Consider the following 18,090-nt stretch of genomic DNA (forward strand, 5'->3'; position numbering starts at 1 on the left):
GTTCATACCAGTGCTCCCTTCGCCTGTTCGAGCATATGGCCGGGTGAAAGCTGCGCTCCGTCGCGCTGGATGATCGCGCCGAAAGTCGTGGCCTTCAACGTCGCTGCGACATCGCATGCATCGGCGCGCTGCCCCTCGATCTCCGTAAAGCGCAGATCGAAACCGGCGTCCTCGCCATCGAGCGTACAGGGCAGGTATCCGGAGGTCTCGAGCGGCACGTAGCCGTCGTCGAGCGTCAGCGGGAACGGAAGGCCCGCGATGGCCTGCTGCAACGCTGTGCGTGTCGGCACCTCGGTGCGCTTTAGATAGGCGGTCAGAACGCGTGCCACATCGTGTCTCCCGTCGACTTCTGCACGATGCGGTTCGCAGCGTGCAGATCACCTCGCGCAGAGACGGTGACTGGGTCCCGCATCCGACGCGACGAACATCAACAATCTCCGACATCCCTGCCGGTGAGAGATAGCAGATCAAGTTTCGTGCCAGATGCGTCGAGATCAGTGGAGGCTGCGGCCGTCCGCGTTGTCGTCCGGGGAGATCATCTGCGCGATCGCACTGGATTGATGGTGGACCATCCGCCAGGCGCCGCCGACGCGCGCAAAGTGATTGGCGGCGGCGAGCGCAGCGCCGTCCACCAGCTCGAGGCAGACCACGTGACCGTGATCGCGGTCGACGATGGCGTGGGGTTCCGCACAGACGATCTGGGGCCGTGCAGGATTGCTCAGAATGTCGCGCCAGCTGCCGATCACGGCGTTGCGGCCGACGATCGCCGGCCATCCCGGGTGAATGCAGGAGATGCCGTCGCCATCCGCCCACAACGCTGCGAGCGCGGCGAAGTCGCCGGCTGCAAAGGCTGCGTAGAAGGCCGCGTTGGCCGCCAGGATGTCGTTCGCGTCGCTCATCGGACTGAGGTGGGCCAATCGATTGCGAAAATCAAGCAATGTTTGGAAACGCACACGACCGGCTCCCGAAAGCTTGCAAGCTTCTTGCAAGGCCTGGCGAAGACGCCATCGCAACGCATCAGCGGAGGTTCTGCCATGCTCGAAACGGCCATTGTCGGCGGCGGATTGTGCGGAATAGCACTCGCGCGCGGCCTGCAGCAGCGCGGCGGTACGTTGGCGTTGTTCGAAGCCCGACATCGCCTGGGCGGGCGGGTGTTGTCGGCCCGGAGCAAGACCGGGCTTGCGCTGGACCTCGGCCCGACCTGGTTCTGGCCCGAGACCCAGCCGCTGCTGACAGGATTGATCGCCGAGCTCGGACTGTCGCATTTCGCCCAGCACGACGACGGTACGGTGCTTCACCTCAAGGAGGCCGACAAGACGGCCGAGCAGATCGACGGGCCTCCGATCCATCAGGGCGCGCGCCGGCTCTCCGGCGGCATGACCCATCTGATCGAGGCGCTGGCGCGAGATCTGCCGCCGTCCTGCATCCATCTCGGTCACGAGCTGATGCGCATCGTCGATTGCGGCACGCATGTGCGGCTGATTTTCGCCACCGCGACGGAATCCGTCGCGATCGAGGCCAGGCGCGCCGTGCTCGCGCTGCCGCCGCGGCTGCTGGTCGACCATGTCGGCTTCTTTCCGGCGCTCGATGACGCGACGTTCGAGGCGATGCACAATGCCGAGACCTGGATGGCGGCGCAGGCCAAGGTCGTGCTCGCCTATGACCAGGCGCATTGGCGCGACAACGGTCAGTCCGGCAACGCCTTCGTCAGTCATGAGCAGGCCGTCATCGGCGAGATCTTCGATGCCTGTGACGAGGGCGGCGACCGTGCCGCGCTCGGCGGCTTTCTCGCCTTTCCTCCGGAGCTGCGTGAAGCCTTCAATGTCGGCTTGCCGCTGCTGATGGACAGCCAGATGGTGCAGCTGTTCGGCTCGGTGCTCGAGGGCGGTGAGCAGCACTACCAGGACTGGGCAGCCGAGCGCTTCACCTGCAGTGCGCTTGACCGCACCACGCCGGGCGGTGAACACAGCGAAATCGCCAATCCAATGCTGCGGCGAGCGCTGCGGGAGGGGCGCCTGCATCTGGGCGGCGCGGAGACCGCCAGCCATGCGGCCGGCTATCTCGAAGGCGCGCTGAATGCCGCGAGGCGTATCGAGCGGACGATTGCGCGCATGGCAGGCGAAGGCGCGCGTCCGGCCGCAGCCGTCGGCGCCGGCCTCTCCGGCAACGATGCCAGCCTCGCCTGGTTCGGCGCGTGGGTCGCGGCGCAACGCGATGCGGCGTTCGACGACTACCGGCAGCGACTGAACCGCAGCCTCGCCACCCAGCAGCGCGAGCAGCTGACGCAGCTCGCGGTGCTCGGCGCGATGGAGCAGGTGTTCGCGGCGGCCTTGCAGGTGCTGGATGCACTGACCTTCGAGATGCGCGATGTCGTCGTCGAGCGCGGGCGCTCGGCGTTGATGCCCGAGATCCAGAAGCCGTTTCGCGACGTGATGCAGTCGCTGCTGGACGATGCCGTCGCCTTCAACCGCACCTCCTGCGCCTTGTCGAACTTCCCGTTCGAGCACAAGCCGTCGAAGGACTACGTGCAGACCATCCTGCGCGACATCGCCGCCGCCTGGCAGGAGTTCTCGCTGGCCGCCAACCGGCTGCTGCTGGCGAAGGCGGAGGCCGCGCGCCAACCGACGAGCGTGACGTCGTGAGTAGCCCGGACCCGAGTGACGACCGATGAAGCTGCAGATCGAACGCCCGACCATCGAGGCCATGGCGGCGGCCTTTCCGAATCTCGCCTCGCTCCAGGAGCAGCTGCGCTTCGGCGACAAGGTCGAGGTCGACATCACCAGGCTCGCCGGCGCCGAGCTCGACTTCCTGCGCGACAGCTACCAGAAGGCCGGTCCGGAATGGCATGCCCGCGCGGCGCATATCGCGACCCTGCAGCGCGCCTTCAACGATTCCGGCACGCGCTTCTCGGAGCATGAGCTGGAATCCGTGCTGCCGGCGATCGCGCGCTATCTGATCTCGGGCGCCATCCGGGGCTGGATGTTCACCGCCAATGTCGCGAGCCGGCCGCTGCCCTATGTCGTGACGCGGCTCGACTACACCGCGCCGTCCAACGACGAGGCCGGACGCGTCTTCATCGAGCTCAAGGCCAATGCCAAGGGCGCGATCACGACGTCGACCTTGCGCATCTCGGTCGGCGACATCGTCGGCAGGACGGTGGCCGAGATCTTCGCTGCCAAGGGCTTTCTGAAGGAGACGCCCGAGCTGATCTCTGCCTATGACGAGACCGCCGAGCGCTACTTCGCCTGGCGCGGCCGCTATGGCGCGCAGTACTCCGGCCGCGGCATCGGCTTCTTCGCCGACGATCCGAATTCCTCGCATCGCGACGTGGACTGGTCGCGCAAGGACGTCATCGTGCTGTCCTCCGGCGGCGGCACCGCGCGGCTCGTCAACGACGAGGGCATCCTGACCGAGCGCGCGCTGACGCTCGAGGTCACCGGCGACATTCTCGGGCAATATCTGCGCAAGGCCGCCAAGAGCAATCTGTACGATGCCGAGCAGGAGGTGGAAGAATCCAAGGCGGCGATCCCGAAGGGCGTGTTCTGCAAGATTCCGGTCCACCCCTACATGCTGATGTTCCATCTCGACCTGCACCATTATCTCTGGGTGCACGCCGACGACATGACGCCGTACGCCTATCAGCCCGAGCTGAAGCAGAAGCTGGTGCTGCCGGAAGAGCAGACCGACCTGATCGACATCCTCACCGCCGAGATGGACCTCCTGATGGACGACATCGTCGCCGGCAAGTCGGGCGGCACCACCGTGCTGTGCGCCGGCCCTCCGGGCGTTGGCAAGACGCTGACGGCGGAGGTCTATGCCGAGATCATCGGCCGGCCGCTCTACCGCGTGCATTCGGGCCAGCTCGGGCTCAACGTCGCCGCGATGGAGAGCGCGCTGAAGGATGCGCTGACGCGCGCGCAGCGCTGGGGCGCTGTCATGCTGATCGACGAGGCCGACGTCTACATCAAGCGTCGCGAGGACGACATGACGATGAACGCCGTCGTCGGCGTGTTCCTGCGCGTGCTCGAATATTTCAACGGGCTGTTGTTCCTGACGACGAACCGCATCGACGACATCGACGAAGCGATCGTGTCGCGCTGCATCGCGCTGATCAAGTTCCAAGCGCCCGACGCCGAAGCACGCGGGCGAATCTGGCGGGTGATGTGCGAGCAGTTCGGCCTCAAGATCGAGCTGGCGCTGATCGAGCTGCTGGTGGAGACGTTCCCCGGCGCGTCCGGGCGCGACATCAAGGGGCTCGCCAAGCTCGTCGCCAAATACTGCCACCACAAGAGCGTGCATCCGACCATCGACGTCTTCCGCCGCTGTGCCATCTTCCGCGGCCTCGACCTGGGTGGCCACGAGCTGCTGCCGGAGGCGGCGGAGTAGGGCGCGGGGGGCGTCAGGCCAGCGATGTCGTTACTCGCCCGCTTTGCCGAGCGTCGCTGGATTGTAGCCTTCCTCGCGCAAGACGCGCTGCACCACCGGCCGCGCCAGCATCCGCCGGTAGTGCGCGAGCAGGTTGGCGGGCAGCGTGATGTCCGTCTTGTCGGCCCAGAACGCGACATAGAACAGGATCGGATCGGCGACCGAGAACGCGCCACCGAGGTAAAGCTGCTCGCCGAGCATCCGGCTCAGGATCGCAAAGCCCTTCACCACGATGTTGCGGCCGAGCGCGCGCACCGATTCCTGATCGGCTTCGTTGCGGCTGAAGGTCGGTGTCGCGAAGATGCGCGCGAAGCCGTGGCCGTGCACGGTGCCGGCGATGTAGGTCATCGCTTCGAGCAGCCTGGTTTCGGTTTCGACATCCGAAGGCCAGAGCCTGGCCCGCGGCCGCGAGCGGCCGAGCCAGTAGGCGATCGCGGGCACCTCGGTGAGAACGCTGCCGTCGCTGCGGACCAGGGCAGGGATCGTCGATTTCGGATTAATCGCCACGTAGTCGGGCTTGAAATTGTCGCCGGCCGGCAGGTTGACGATATAGGCCTCGAACACCTCCTCGAGCTCCTCGAGAATAATGTGGATGCCGGTCGAGCAGGATCCCGGCGTCATGTAGAACTTCATCGCGGCCATACCGCTAAAACCCGTCCGACTTCTTGCCCAGGGGTGACTGCCGGGCACCAGCGGCGCCTTGATGACCGCCTTCTCGACGTCGGCCTGGGACCTGAAGAACGTCGCCTCGTGCACCAGCGTGCCATTCTTGGTCGTCACCGCGACGTAGCGGGCCACGGTGTCGATGTCGCACAGATAGCCGCCGCCGGGATCGGCGGCGCTGCGCAGATTGCCGTCCCAATCGACGAAGAAGCCTTCACTCATCTCGGTCTCCGTGCAGGAAAGCGCTGCCGCCATGCCTCGTAGCCGCCGTCGAGACTGTAGACCTTCGTGAAGCCGAAATCGGAGAAGGTCTGGGCGTAGTCCTAGCTGGCATGGCCATGGTAGCAGTAGATCAGAATGGCGCTGTGCTTGGTCGTGCCGGAGATCAGCGCCGACAGGTTGCGCTGGGTCAGGTGCTGTGCGCCGGCAATATGTGCTGCGTTGAACGAGGCCTGGTCGCGGACGTCGAAGCGCAGCACATCATCGCGATGCAGCAGCTCGGCCGCCTGGCCGACGTCGATGCGCTGGAACGGAATACGCGGTCTCATGGCAGGACTCCCGCTTCATTGCGCGCGCGGCCGGGATAGGCCGGAAGCGTGGTGATGCGATCATCGGTCAGCGGACGGCCGATGGTGAAGTGATAGAGCGTCTGGTATTGGCTGCCGGCGATGCCGAGCATCTCATGCACGGAGTCGTCGAAATAGCAGCCGATGCCGGTGCCGCGCAGGCCGGCCGCCTCGGCTTCGAGATAGAGGATCTGGCCGAGCAGGCCGGCCTCCCAATGCAGCTGGCGATAGCGCCAGGCGTTGCCGCTGACGATCGGCGCGAACTCGGCCAGCATCGCCATCGCGAAGCAGCTGTCGCCGCCGATGGCCTGGTGGCAGCTCGCGGTGCGGATCACGCCGCGGCTGTCGGTCGGCAGCAGCCGGACCAACGGCAGGTGATCAGGCGTGCCCTCGACCCGTTGCCAGTCGAAATCGGGCCGCAGCGCGCGCTGCAGATCGCTTACGGCCTCGCCGCTGCGCGGCAGCGCGTAGAGCCCGGGCGTGAGGCCCTCGACACGGTGCACGAACAACAGCGGATGCAGCCGTGCTGTGTAGGGCCAGACCTGCCACGGCGGCGTGGCGCGCGGCAGCAGCGCATCGAGCATGTGATGGAAGGATGCGAGATCCATCGTGAACCTGGCATCGAAGCGCTGCGCGCTGCGGCGGTTGAGAATGAGTTCGGCCGCGCGTGCCGCTGATCGCTGCACGAGCGGCGGGAGGGACGCGGGCGCATCGATCGGATCCTGCGCCGCGCCCGTCGTCGCCGCACTGACCTCGGGGATCACGGGCCAGCGGTAGAGCGGATGGCGGTCGAGCCGGTTGGCCTGGCCTTTCCAGATGTCCGCGATGGAGCAGGGCGGCGGCAGGTCGGCATGCGCAGGTTCGCCCGTATCGCGCGGCGCGATGGCGACAAGGACATCGGCATCCTCGGCTTCGACGCCGGCGAAATCACTGGCGCGATCGAGGCCCATGATGGCGGCAAGCCTGCTGCCGTCGAGGCCGTCGACGACGCGTGCGGTCCAGCCGAGCGCCGCGGCCGCGTAGCTGATGGCGCCGAGCGCATGGCCGAGATCGAGCTGACAATAGCGGAACGCGCGCTCGCCATATTTCCACACCTCGCGCCAGTGGATCGAGGACAGAGCAAGCCACAGGCGCGGCGCGGCCTGTGATGCCGTGTCACGACGGCAGCGCTGCTCCAGCACGTGATCGCGGCTGACATAGTGATGGACCCCGTCGCTCAGCCCCTCCACGTTCTCCGCGACGATGTAGGCCTCGGTCGGATGCAGATTGCCGCTGGAGGGATTGCAGCGCAGCGCCCAGCGGTCCGGGCCGAGCTCCTTCCACGCGCTGAGCCCGAACGACAGCTCCAGCAGCAGCGCGATGCCATCGATCGTCAGCGGCTGCACCGGGGCCGTGCCGGCGCAGGCGTCGGCGAAGCGCGTGGCGAGGTGGTCCGATCTCAGCGGCAACGCCGTGCGCGGGCTGCCGACGAATTCGCGAAACGGGTTGGGCTGCGCATCCCAGTCCAGCGTCTCCGGTCCCGCCGCATAGCGTTTCAGCCTGTGCTTGGTGCGGGCGTGGTAGGCGAGCGCGATGTCGGCCGGGGACGGGATCATGACCGCGTCGACGGCGTGCGACTCCGGACAGAGCTTCGCGCGTCGCGATGACTGCCGGGCGTCAAGCCCGGCAGCGACCGGTTATCAGCAGCAACGAGCTCGAACGAGGCCATGGCGTGTGCCTCGATGGCCCTGGCCACGACGACCGTGTGCAGGATGTCGGACATCTGACAACTCTATCTTGCGAACCGTCTTACGGACGGCCGATGCAAGCGGAGGGCCAGATGGCCGACGCTGTCACACGATCGTCCCCTAGATCGTCTTGGAGACGGTGGTTGCCGAGCCGACATGGCTGGCACCGCCGATGGCGATGTTGTTGCCGCTGACCTCCTCGGAAGCTGCGCGATGCGAGTTGCATTGTCCCGCGATCGGATGTAAGAGCGTCGCCCACTTTAACTCCCAGAGCGTTCAACGCGAGAGGACTGAAGCCATGTCGAATCCACTGTGCGCGACACGATCCGTGCCGACGCAAGCAGTGCGTCCGGCTGTCAGTCCCTCCCTGAAGTTGAACGACCATGGCACAGTCATTGATGCGCCGCCGGCAGGAGGCCGAGCGCGCAAGAGTTGAAGCCTATGAGCTGACGCTGCGTCGCGTCTCGCGGCAGACTCGTCCGCCGCCGGACCTCTATGCCGCGATCCGCGAGGCCCAGTCCGGCTTCACAGCGCACATCATTCGTCCGGCTGAGGCGTGGAAGCCGCAGCTCAAGACCCGCGACGCCGCGCGTCTGCGTCTGGCGGCTGCGCGCCATCTGTTTGCGCGTTATCCGGTGGCGCCGCATCTGGAGCAGATCTGGATCGATGCGACCGGGCTCGGCCGCGACGAGACGCTGTTGCGCAAGAGCTGGTACATCGTCGCCGCCGGCGGCGGCTCGCTGTACAAGGCGGGCGTCTCGGCATTGCTGTCGCGCAAGGAGGTTCACGCCTTCCTCAATCCGTTCGGCCAGCCCGGCTTCGACGAGGCGATCTGGCAGGCAATCGTGCGCTCCTATACCGACGATCCGGCGCTGGTGACGCGGATCGCGCGGTCGAGGATCGCGCGCACGCCGCGGGGCGAGCTCGCGTTCTGGCGCGAGGCGGCGCAGTTCTTCTGCGCGCAGCCGACGACGCTGGAAGAGATCGACGACCTCTGCGACTACATCGCCCACCGGCGCCGGCGCGAGCGCAAGTTCAGCCTCAAGGGCCGCTCGCTCGCGGCGCTGCGCCGGCTGATGAATGCGTGGCATCGCGACCTCGCAGTGATCGCCCGCATCGAGGCGGCGCGGCAGCGGGCCCTGATGGCACAGCAGCGCGCGGCGGTGTCGGGGGCGGAGCTCGCGGCACATTGGCCGGGTGCGCAGCTTGCCGAGTGGACGTGGAGCCCGTCCGCCAAGGGGAGCGCGAAGCGCGACGACTATGTCGTCACGCAGTTGCGGACTGCCGAGGATCTGGTCGCCGAGTCGCGGGCCATGCGGCACTGCGTGTCGAGCTATGCGAGCAAGTGCATCACCGGCCATGCCTCGATCTGGTCGCTGCGTCACCGGCACATGGGGAGGACCGACCGGCTGCTGACGATCGAGCTCGATCGCCAGCATCGCGCGGTGCAGGTGCGCGGCTTCGCCAACCGCGTGGCGCATCCCGACGAGCGCAAGATCCTGGAGCGCTGGGCCAAGGCGCGCGGGATCGTCCTGCTGGAGACATGACCTGCGTCGCCCTTTCGCGGCGGCGCAGGTCGTGCGCATCTCATTGCGCGTCGATCGCATCCGCCTTGGCGCCGCCGGCCACCGAGTACCGCATCGGCACCTTGCGTGTCTTGAGGAACGCCTCCAGCGTCTCGCCGCGGAACGCCGCATAGACTTCCGGATTCGACACGCCGATCACCGCGGCCATCTTCTCCAGCACGAAGAAGCTCACCCCGCGCCTGATCATCTCGATCCATCTGCGGTTCCGGATCAGCTCGCGCTCCTCCTCCGTGAGCTCGAACTGATCCGCCAGCGCGTCGAAATCCTCAACGAAACGCTGGCGATGCGCCGGGATGACGAGGCGGTGCAGGAAGTCGTTGATGCGGAAATTGGCCTGGCTGCGCGCTTGCGTGAACGGATAGGTGCCGGCCAGCGTCTCTGCGCCGGCGAGCTCATGCGCCATATGCGCACGATAGGCTGCGACCTCCTGCGCATCGGGCGCGGCGCCGAGATCCTCGAACACCAGCGTTGCGATGTTGGTCACCGACGGCGCGTAGGTCTGCTTGTGCACCAGCTTCACCTGCTCGGACAGCGCGCCGCGCATGATCAGCCACATGATCACCTCGGCGCCTTCCATGCCGCCCTTGACCGCGTAGTCGGCGATGCGCATGGCCGTGAGTTGCTCCGGATCCTTCTCCAGCAGGTCGAGGAATTCGTCGTCCCACGCCTCGTTGAGAAAGCCGGCGCGCTCGCCATGGACCTGATGCGACAGCCCGCCGGTAGCGAAGATTGCCACCTTCAGATCCTCCGGATAGCTCTCGATCGCCTTGCGCAGGGTCTTGCCGAGCTTCCACATCCGGCTTGCCTTGGGGATCGGCAGCTGCAGCACGCCGACCTGCAGCGGCACCACGCTCCCCGGCCACGGGCCGCTGGCATCGCCCATCATCGATAGCGGCGACAGCAGGCCGTGATCTACCGGCTTACCCTGGAAGAACGACATGTCGAACTCGTCGGCGACCAGCGCCTGGCCGATGTGCTGCGACAGGCCGAGATGCCCCTTGGCCGGCGGCACGTCGCGCGGTCCGCCGCCTTCGTCGGCTGCGAGATAGCGGTCGTCGATGCCGAGCGCGAAGGCCGAATAGTGGTCGAAGAAGAACGAGGTGATGTGATCGTTGTAGATCATGAACAGGACGTCGATGTCCTTGCGCTTCACCCAGTCGCGGACGGCGTCGAAGCCGTCGAAGATCGGCTTCCAGGCCGGGTCGTTCTGCTTGTTGGTGTCGAGTGCGAACCCGATGGTGGGCGAGTGCGATGCGCCGATGCCGCCGATGATCCGAGCCATGTGGTCCCTCCGCGAATGCCGCGCCGCCAGGCTGTTTCACGCGGCGCGGGCCGACCTTACGTGGTTTCCTCCATTGAACAATTCTGCTAGTGTGCACGGATCGTTTCTTTGGATGGACGAGCGGAACCGGATGAAGTGGCGGATCGAGGACATTCCGGTATTCCACGCCGTCGTGGCGACCGGCGGCATGACCGGCGCCTCGCGCTCCCTCGGCATGCCGAAATCCTCGGTCAGCAAGTCGGTCGCGCGGCTGGAGCAGGACCTCGGCGTCCGCCTGTTCGACCGCAATTCGCGGCGCGTCCGCGTCACCCGCGAAGGCGAATTGTTCTTCCAGCAATGCCAGAAGATCCTCGACCACGTCGCTGAAGCCGATGCCGTCATGACCGGGCTGGTCGGCGTGCCCAGCGGGCGGCTGTCAGTGGCGCTGCCGCCGGCGTTCTGCGAGGAGATTCTGGCGCCGAAGCTGGCCGAATTCCATCGCCGCTTTCCGCGCATCGAACTCGACGTCGAAGCCACCACGCGGGCGATCGACATGCTGGCGGATCGCTTCGACATCGCAGTCGTCGTCGGCGTGCAGGAGAATTCCGAGCTGGCGCAGAAGGTCCTGATCGGCGGCCGGCTGATCTGGGTGACGAGCCCGGCCTATCTCGCCGCCCATGACATCGGCGACGACCTCCGCGCTCTCGAGAGCCATCTGATGATCTGCGAGCGCCGCTACGGCGACCGCACCCTGATGATCAAGCAGCACGGCCATCTCGTCCGCTTCGACGTCGGGCCGCATGTCGCCCGCATCAACAATCCGCTCGCGGTGCGTCGCGCCGTGGCGCACGGCGCCGGCCTCTCGTTCCTGCCGGAACATTACTGCGTCGAACTGCTCGGCGAGGGGCGCCTCGTCGAGATCGGCAAGGAGGTCGTGTTCGACACCCGCGCCGCCCAGCTCACCGCGATCTTTCCGAGCCGCAAGCTGATCTCCTCGCGCGCCCACGCCTTCCTCGACTTCCTCGAGGAGATCTGCGCCGAGCCCGCGCGCGGTTGAACGGGGACGTGCAACCAAAACGTCACATGACACGCCTCACGAAGGAGTTTAAGACGCGCGGCTCTTGAAGGTGAACCGTCAGGCGAGAGGCCGCCATGAATCTGCGCGAGCAATGGGAAGATCAGGCCGCGCAATGGCTCGCCTGGGCGAGGGCGCCGGGGCATGACAGCTTCTGGCGCCATCATCGCGAGCAGTTCGAGAGCCTCCTGCCGGCGCCGGGCGCGTTGACGCTGGACATCGGCTGCGGCGAGGGCCGGCTGTCGCGGCATCTCACCTCGGAAGGGCACAGGGTGATCGGCATCGACGCCTCGCCCTCGCTGATATCAGCGGCGCGCGCCGCCGATGCCGCGATCCCCGTCATGCGTGCCGATGCGGCATCGCTGCCGCTCGCCGATTCCTGTGCCGATCTCGCGATCGCCTTCATGTCGCTGCAGGACATCGATGCGATGCCGTCAGCGCTGCGTGAGGCGGCGCGGGTCCTCAGGCCGGGCGGCCGGCTCTGCATGGCGATCGTCCATCCGCTCAACTCGGCCGGCAAGTTCGCCAGCCTCGAGGCGGATGCGCCGTTCGTCATCAAGGGCAGCTATCTCGACTGCTTCAACTACAGCGACCCGGTGGAGCGTGACGGCTTCAGCATCGTCTTCCACAGCGCGCATCGGCCGCTGCAGGTCTATTTCGCCGCGCTGGAGGAGGCGGGGTTCCTGATCGAGCGGCTGCGCGAGCCATCGATCCCGGCAGAAACCATCACCCGCGACAGCAGCAAGCGCTGGCTGCGCGTGCCGCTGTTCCTGCATCTGCGCTGCCTGCGTCCCTAGCGCCGGAGCGCAGTGGGGCGCTCCGGCGTCGTGCATCGTCAGCCGCGCCTGGCCGCCTCGATTGCCGCGATGTCGATCTTGTGCATCGGCATCATTGCGGCGAACACGCGTTTGGCAACATCGCCGCCTTCGGACATCGCGTCGGTCAGCGCGCGCGGGGTGATCTGCCAGGAGATGCCCCATTTGTCCTTGCACCAGCCACATCGGCTCGCCTTGCCGCCATTGTCGACGATGGCGTTCCAATAGCGATCGGTTTCGGCCTGGTCGTCGGTCGCGATCTGGAACGAGAATGCCTCGCTATGCGTGAATGCGCTGCCGCCATTGAGCCCGAGGCAGGGGATACCCAACACGGTGAATTGCACCGTCAGCACGTCGCCGGCCTTGCCGGAGGGATAGTCGCCGGGCGCCCGGTGCACGGCCGTCACGTGGCTGTCGGGAAACAATTCGGCATAGAACCGCGCGGCGGCCTCGGCGTCCTTGTCGAACCACAGACAGATCGTGTTCTTGTGCTTTGCCATGGGGCTTCCTTCCGTTCTCGAATGTCAGGCCGCGCTTCGGCCGTCTGATCGGCGGCCGTGCGGATGTAAGCCAGCTGGTCTCGATCTGGCTGATCCAAGGACGGCCGTGGTAGTCGCAATCCGACACCGAGTCAGAAGATTTTTTTGCTCCCGGTTCAACGGTTCCATGGCCTCCTCCGGATCACCACGGCGCTGGAGGCGCTGTTCGGTCGAGCTGCTGAAGCGGCCGATCATACGGTGCGCTGCGAGCGATGCGGATCGGCGCCTCCGCTTGAAAATTGTTGTTGCTATTTTTCCGAAATCGTAGTCTTGTTGGCGCAACCCGCCTCGAGCAGAGGGACGTACGCGTCGTCACGAACGTGAGGTGGGCTGCGATGGACGTGACATCCGTGCTTGACGAACGCGGTTGGCACGGACGGAAAAGTCGTGTGGTCCTGGCCTCTCGGTGCTGAGGTCAAGTTCGCGGTCGATGCTGTGACGGCTCGCGCGGGCGATGGGGGCAAGAGAGCCGATCCCCAGGGAGAGCACGAAGGACACCGTTAAAACCAGTCGCGCGGGGAAGGCCGGGATGTCCCAGCCGAACCTGTGGTACCTGCCGCCTGCATTTTTTTCTGCAGGCGGGCCATGGGGGCGGCAGGCTCCCGGCCTTCTCCGCGCCCTCGATTTGAGGAGGGCGATGACGAATGCATCACTCGGGCACGATGTGTCGCGGGAACGTGATGTCGCGTGTCATGAGTTGCCGCAGCCGCCAACCCCATCCACCGCTGTCGTCCCGGACAAGCGCGCGGCCACGCGCGCGCAGATCCGGGACCCATAACCCCAGGGAGATGTTCGAGGCACGATGGCTGCCACATCGCGCCCAACCACGACCGACACGGCGTATGGATCCCGGGTCAGCGGCCACCAACGCTGCGCGTTGCCGGCCTTGCCAGGGATGACAGCGAATGTGTAGCGCGCTCCTGGCAGCCATGATCAGCCGTGACTTTGCAGCGCCATCCCGATCCCGTATCCAGCAGCGACAACGCAGAGAGGAAACCACAATGACCAAGACTGCAGCAGAGATCGAGGACGACAGGCAGATTCGCGAACTGCTGCAGAACTGGGCGATCTGGCGCGATGCCGGTGACTGGGAGCGCTTCCGCACGGTGTGGCATCCGGATGGGCGGATGATGGCGACGTGGACGCAGGGCACTGGCGACGAGTTCATCGCGATCAGCAAGGCGGCCTGGGCGAAGGGCGTCAACATCCTGCACTTTCTCGGCGGCATCTCGGTCGATCTCGAAAGGGACCGCGCCGTCGCGCAGACCAAGATGACGATCTCGCAGCGGGCCGAGGTCGAGGGCGTGCTCTGCGACGTGCTGTGCACCGGCCGCTTCTACGACTTTCTCGAAAAGCGCGCGGGACGATGGGGCATCGTGCTGCGCCAGCCGATCTACGAGAAGGATCGCATGGACCCGGTGACGCCGGGCGCCGTGCCCGCGCTCGATCGCGCGCTGCTGGAGCAGTTTCCGGTCGGCTATCGTCACCTGGCCTATCTGCAGACGCGCATCGGCTACACCGTGAAACGCGACATGCCGGGATTGAAGGGCCCCGAAGTCGAAGCGCTGTACGCCCGCGGGGCGGCGTGGCTCAGGGGCAAGCCGCTGTGAGCTTGGGAGGGTCGGCCGGGAAGGGCGGCAAGAATCGCGGCAAGAACCGCGGCCCTCTCGCTCTGATCCGCCGGAGCCGCTGTTCCGTTACGAGGTCGGGTTCCGCCCCGAAGGTGCATGGCGGGGCTACGCTCACCGGCTGAATCGTGCGTCGGGCCCGCTGATTTTCCAAGTCATTGAATCGGAAAGGATTTGCGCGACACTCATGGCCGCTTCGGAGACTTCGTATAGCTTTATGTATACAGGATCGGTATCTTGCTGCCAAAAAATCTCGGAACTTGCGCCAAACGCCTCAATTGCTGTATACAATGATCTGATCAAGGTATACTGTCACAAGGATACGCCATGGCCGCTTGCTTCCCGATGAACGCCTGGTATGCCGCGGCCTGGGACGCCGAGGTCAAGCAGGCGCTGCTTCCCCGCACGATCTGCGGCAAGCATGTCGTCATGTACCGCAAGGCCGACGGCACGATTGCCGCGCTGGAGGATGCCTGCTGGCATCGGCTGGTGCCGCTGTCGAAGGGCCGGCTCGAAGGCGACACGGTCGTCTGCGGCTATCACGGCCTGAAGTTCAGCCCGCAGGGGCGCTGCACCTTCATGCCGTCGCAGGAGACCATCAATCCCTCCGCCTGCGTGCGCGCCTATCCGGCGGTCGAGCGTCATCGCTACATCTGGCTGTGGATGGGCGATCCGGCGCTGGCCGATCCGGCGACCATTCCGGACATGCACTGGAATCATGATCCGGCCTGGGTCGGCGACGGCAAGACCATCCAGGTGAAGTGCGACTATCGCCTGGTGGTCGACAACCTGATGGATCTGACGCACGAGACCTTCGTGCACGGCTCCTCGATCGGCAACGACGCCGTCGCCGAAGCGCCGTTCGACGTCACCCATGGCGAGCGCACCGCGACGGTGACGCGCTGGATGCGCGGCATCGAGCCGCCGCCGTTCTGGGCCAGGCAGCTCGGCCAGCCCGGGCTGGTCGATCGCTGGCAGATCATCCGCTTCGAGGCGCCGTGCACCGTGACGATCGACGTCGGCGTGGCGCCGGCGGGCACCGGCGCGCCGGAGGGCGATCGCTCGCACGGCGTCAACGGCATGGTGCTCAACACGATCACGCCGGAGACCGACAAGACCTGCCACTATTTCTGGGCCTTTGCCCGCAACTACAAACTCTCCGAGCAGCGGCTGACGACGGAAATTCGCGAAGGCGTATCGGGCATCTTCCGCGAGGATGAGCTGATCCTGGAAGCGCAGCAGCACGCGATGGACGAGAATCCGGGGCGTGAGTTCTACAATCTCAACATTGATGCAGGGGCGATGTGGGCACGGCGGATCATCGACCGGATGATCGCGCGTGAAACGCCGCTGCGCGAAGCGGCGGAGTGAATGGAATGGCTGAGCGTGACAACGAGCGCTCGATCTCGCAGACGGTCCGGGCGCAGCTCACGCTGCGCGACCTGATCCTGACCGGGGCCCTGCGCGCCGGCGAGCGGATCTCGGAGCTGCAGGCGGTGGAAGCCGCCGGCGTCTCGCGCACGCCGGTGCGGATGGCGCTGGTGCGGCTGGAGGAGGAGGGGCTGCTGGAGGCGATTCCGTCCGGCGGCTTCATGGTGAAATCGTTTTCCGAACGCGACGTGCTCGATTCCATCGAGGTGCGCGGCACGATGGAAGGCCTCGCCGCGCGGCTCGCCGCCGAGCGCGGCGTCTCCGTGCGCGATACCGAGCCGATGCGCGAATGTCTCGCCCAGATCGACGAACTGATCGCGCCGCCGGAAATCTCCTTCGACGCGTTCTCGGCCTATGTCGCGCTCAACGCGCGCTTTCATGCGCTGCTGGCCGAGCTGTCGCGCAGCCCGCCGGTGATCCGCCAGGTCGATCGCGCCAGCGCGCTGCCATTCGCCTCGCCGAGCGGTTTCGTGATGGCGCAATCGGCGTTGCCGGAGGCGCGGCACATCCTGGTGGTCGCGCAGGAGCATCACCGCATCGTCATCGACGCGATCGAGAACCGCGAAGGGGCCCGGGCCGAAGGGATCATGCGCGAGCATGCCCGTCTGGCAGCCCGCAATCTGCGGCTGGCCGTGAAGGCCCGCGGTCCGATGGACCTGGTGCCGGCCGCGGTGCTGATCAAGACGCAGATCACGAACTGAGGGAGACGATCATGCGCTTCCAGGACAGCTGGTCGGCCGCGACGCTGGTCTCGACCCGTGATCTCGCGCCGGGAATTCGCGAGTTCGTGCTGCGGCCGGACGGTTATGTCTGCGCGCCCTATGCCATCGGCAGCCACATCAAGGTCGGCGTGCTCATCGGCGGCCAGCCGGATGTGCGATCCTACTCGCTGGTGGGCGAGGCCGACCCGCGCGGGTATCGGATCGCGGTGCGATCAGCCGAGGATTCGCGCGGCGGATCGCGTTATCTGTGGTCGCTGCAGCCCGGCGCCCGGATCGACGTGACCAGCCCGAGCTCGCTGCTGCAGGTCGACTGGCAGCGCCAGCATTATTGTCTCGTCGCGGGCGGCATCGGCATCACGCCGCTGGTCGGCGCGGCGGCTGCGCTGCTGCGCAAGACGCCGAACGTCTCGCTGCACTATGCAGTGCGATCGCAGGGCGATGCGGCCTATGTCGAGGAGCTCTCGACGCTGCTCGGCGACCGGCTTTCCGTGTACGCGGCGAGCGAGGGGCAGCTGCTGGATCTGTCCGCTCTGTTTGCCGGTCTGCCGGCCGGCGCTGCGGTGCTGTTCTGCGGACCGATGCGCATGCTCGATGCGGCGCGCGCTGCGTGGGCGGCCTGTGGCCGTGCGCCCGCGGATCTCAGCTATGAAACCTTCGGATCGAGCGGCCGCCTCGCCACCGAGCCGTTCACGGTGCGGCTGCGCGGCTCTGGCGAGGAGATCCTGGTGCCGCGCGACCGCTCGATGCTCGACGTGCTCAATGCGGCGGGGCACGAGATCATGGCCGATTGCCGCCGCGGCGAATGCGGCGTCTGCGCCATCGACGTAGTCGGCGTCGAGGGCGAGATCGACCATCGCGACGTGTTCTTCAGCGAGACGCAGAAGCACGAGAACCGCAAGCTGTGCGCCTGCGTCTCGCGTGCCCATGGCGTGGTCACGATCGACACGCTGGAGCGCGCCGACGCGCTGTGAGGTCGGTGCGCGCTATTTGTCGGCGACGCTGACCGGCATTGGCGTCGGCGGCCGGGCCTGCGACTTCCGGCCGGTCTGCTCGGCAGTCAGTGCGGCTCGCGCCGCCTTGAGCCGCGCATCGGTGTCCTTGTCGGCGAGCAGCGCGTCGGTGAGGTTGGCTTCGGCGACGTGGGCCGCTTCGGCCGCGGCCTTCGCCGCCGCGAAGTTGGCCGGGGTCGGGTTGGCTTTCGCCAGCGCGTCCGCGGTGTCGCGGTCGGACACTGCCTTCTCGTTGGCCGCCAGCGCGGCGTCGAGCTTGGCGTCGGCGATCTCCTCCGCGGCCTGCGCAGCGGCCAGCGCCGCGGCGGCCGGACTGAGCGGCGGCGGCCGTATCTTGGCCACTGGCGCCGGCGCCGCTGGCTTGGTGCTCGCCTGTGGCGGCGGCGGTGGTGCGACGACCGGCGGGGGAGCAGGCTGTTGAATGGAAGGAGGTTGCAGCGACGGCATGGTCGGCACCAGCTCGAGCGGCACCACGCGCGCGAACGAGCTGCGCGCGTCGCGCAGCAGGCCGCCCATGACCTGGTCGAGCGGCTCGGCCATCGCAGTCCCGCTCAGCGCCGCAGAGCCGAGCACGGCCAAGGCGACGTTTCTCGAGGTGATGCAGACGGCCATCGGAGACTCCCTACCGACACGATCGGCGCA

General features: G+C 66.6%; 17 protein-coding genes and 2 pseudogenes. 9 read left to right on the top strand and 10 right to left on the bottom strand.

The genetic code is table 11. The features are described 5' to 3' along the window. Positions 1–2 precede the first annotated feature (2 nt). Positions 3–329, bottom strand: a complete 327-nt coding sequence (locus tag ACQR07_RS26670) for a hypothetical protein (protein ID WP_434905091.1) — start codon at positions 327–329, stop codon at positions 3–5. Positions 330–494: 165 nt separating this feature from the next. After that, on the bottom strand, positions 495–899 hold the full coding sequence (locus tag ACQR07_RS26675) for a nuclear transport factor 2 family protein (RefSeq protein ID WP_434905092.1): 405 nt from the start codon (positions 897–899) through the stop codon (positions 495–497). A gap of 135 nt (positions 900–1,034) precedes the next feature. On the opposite strand from ACQR07_RS26675, the gene ACQR07_RS26680 reads away from it, so the two are divergent. Both ACQR07_RS26680 and ACQR07_RS26685 read left to right on the top strand, forming a co-directional pair. Beyond that, a complete protein-coding gene (locus ACQR07_RS26680; RefSeq protein WP_434905093.1) occupies positions 1,035–2,642 on the top strand; it encodes a flavin monoamine oxidase family protein in 1,608 nt (535 codons plus the stop codon). A 25-nt stretch (positions 2,643–2,667) separates the two neighbouring features. Then, a complete protein-coding gene (locus ACQR07_RS26685; RefSeq protein WP_434905094.1) occupies positions 2,668–4,386 on the top strand; it encodes an ATP-binding protein in 1,719 nt (572 codons plus the stop codon). Positions 4,387–4,416: 30 nt separating this feature from the next. On the opposite strand, the gene ACQR07_RS26690 is transcribed toward ACQR07_RS26685, so the two are convergent. The 5 genes and pseudogenes from ACQR07_RS26690 to ACQR07_RS26710 form a co-directional block, all read right to left on the bottom strand. After that, entirely contained in the window at positions 4,417–5,058 is a 642-nt protein-coding gene (locus ACQR07_RS26690) for a glutathione S-transferase family protein (protein WP_434905170.1), read from the bottom strand. A 15-nt stretch (positions 5,059–5,073) separates the two neighbouring features. Continuing rightward, positions 5,074–5,310: pseudogene (locus ACQR07_RS26695) on the bottom strand (hypothetical protein); the annotation flags it as partial. Between the two features lie 8 nt (positions 5,311–5,318). Next, positions 5,319–5,567, bottom strand: a pseudogene (locus tag ACQR07_RS26700) (thiosulfate sulfurtransferase GlpE); the annotation flags it as partial. 65 nt (positions 5,568–5,632) lie between these two features. Next, the gene (locus ACQR07_RS26705) at positions 5,633–7,249 is read right to left on the bottom strand and encodes a nitroreductase family protein (protein ID WP_434905095.1); all 1,617 of its coding nucleotides are present in this window, start codon (positions 7,247–7,249) and stop codon (positions 5,633–5,635) included. After that, complete coding sequence (locus tag ACQR07_RS26710) at positions 7,246–7,416, bottom strand: hypothetical protein (RefSeq protein ID WP_434905096.1); 171 nt, start codon at positions 7,414–7,416, stop codon at positions 7,246–7,248. Before ACQR07_RS26710 ends, ACQR07_RS26705 begins: the two co-directional genes overlap by 4 nt. 348 nt (positions 7,417–7,764) lie before the next feature. Here ACQR07_RS26710 and ACQR07_RS26715 point away from each other — a divergent pair, with 348 nt between their 5' ends. Further along, a complete protein-coding gene (locus tag ACQR07_RS26715) occupies positions 7,765–8,928 on the top strand; it encodes a PcfJ domain-containing protein (RefSeq protein WP_434905097.1) in 1,164 nt (387 codons plus the stop codon). 40 nt (positions 8,929–8,968) lie between these two features. Here the strand turns inward: ACQR07_RS26715 and ACQR07_RS26720 are convergent, their stop codons facing one another. Continuing rightward, a complete protein-coding gene (locus ACQR07_RS26720) occupies positions 8,969–10,249 on the bottom strand; it encodes a gallate dioxygenase (protein WP_434905098.1) in 1,281 nt (426 codons plus the stop codon). 112 nt (positions 10,250–10,361) lie between these two features. Here ACQR07_RS26720 and ACQR07_RS26725 point away from each other — a divergent pair, with 112 nt between their 5' ends. Together ACQR07_RS26725 and ACQR07_RS26730 are read left to right on the top strand one after the other, a co-directional pair. Beyond that, on the top strand, positions 10,362–11,285 hold the full coding sequence (locus ACQR07_RS26725; protein WP_434905099.1) for a LysR family transcriptional regulator: 924 nt from the start codon (positions 10,362–10,364) through the stop codon (positions 11,283–11,285). A 95-nt stretch (positions 11,286–11,380) separates the two neighbouring features. Next, a complete protein-coding gene (locus ACQR07_RS26730; RefSeq protein WP_434905100.1) occupies positions 11,381–12,100 on the top strand; it encodes a class I SAM-dependent methyltransferase in 720 nt (239 codons plus the stop codon). A 38-nt stretch (positions 12,101–12,138) separates the two neighbouring features. On the opposite strand, the gene ACQR07_RS26735 is transcribed toward ACQR07_RS26730, so the two are convergent. Next, positions 12,139–12,618 carry a VOC family protein gene (locus ACQR07_RS26735; protein WP_434905101.1) on the bottom strand — a complete coding sequence of 160 codons (480 nt, stop codon included), beginning with the start codon at positions 12,616–12,618 and terminating at the stop codon, positions 12,139–12,141. Between the two features lie 1,040 nt (positions 12,619–13,658). Here ACQR07_RS26735 and ACQR07_RS26740 point away from each other — a divergent pair. From ACQR07_RS26740 to ACQR07_RS26755, 4 genes are all read left to right on the top strand, one after another. Then, on the top strand, positions 13,659–14,267 hold the full coding sequence (locus ACQR07_RS26740) for a nuclear transport factor 2 family protein (RefSeq protein WP_434905102.1): 609 nt from the start codon (positions 13,659–13,661) through the stop codon (positions 14,265–14,267). 345 nt (positions 14,268–14,612) lie between these two features. Further along, complete coding sequence (locus tag ACQR07_RS26745) at positions 14,613–15,656, top strand: Rieske 2Fe-2S domain-containing protein (protein WP_434905103.1); 1,044 nt, start codon at positions 14,613–14,615, stop codon at positions 15,654–15,656. Between the two features lie 5 nt (positions 15,657–15,661). Further along, positions 15,662–16,417 (top strand): GntR family transcriptional regulator, encoded by a 756-nt coding sequence (locus ACQR07_RS26750; protein WP_434905104.1) that lies wholly within the window; start codon positions 15,662–15,664, stop codon positions 16,415–16,417. An 11-nt stretch (positions 16,418–16,428) separates the two neighbouring features. After that, on the top strand, positions 16,429–17,409 hold the full coding sequence (locus ACQR07_RS26755) for a PDR/VanB family oxidoreductase (RefSeq protein ID WP_434905105.1): 981 nt from the start codon (positions 16,429–16,431) through the stop codon (positions 17,407–17,409). A gap of 12 nt (positions 17,410–17,421) precedes the next feature. Here the strand turns inward: ACQR07_RS26755 and ACQR07_RS26760 are convergent, their stop codons facing one another. Then, complete coding sequence (locus tag ACQR07_RS26760; RefSeq protein ID WP_434905106.1) at positions 17,422–18,060, bottom strand: hypothetical protein; 639 nt, start codon at positions 18,058–18,060, stop codon at positions 17,422–17,424. Positions 18,061–18,090 lie beyond the last annotated feature (30 nt).

Source organism: Bradyrhizobium sp. HKCCYLS20291 (assembly GCF_051167715.1).
GTDB lineage: Bacteria > Pseudomonadota > Alphaproteobacteria > Rhizobiales > Xanthobacteraceae > Bradyrhizobium.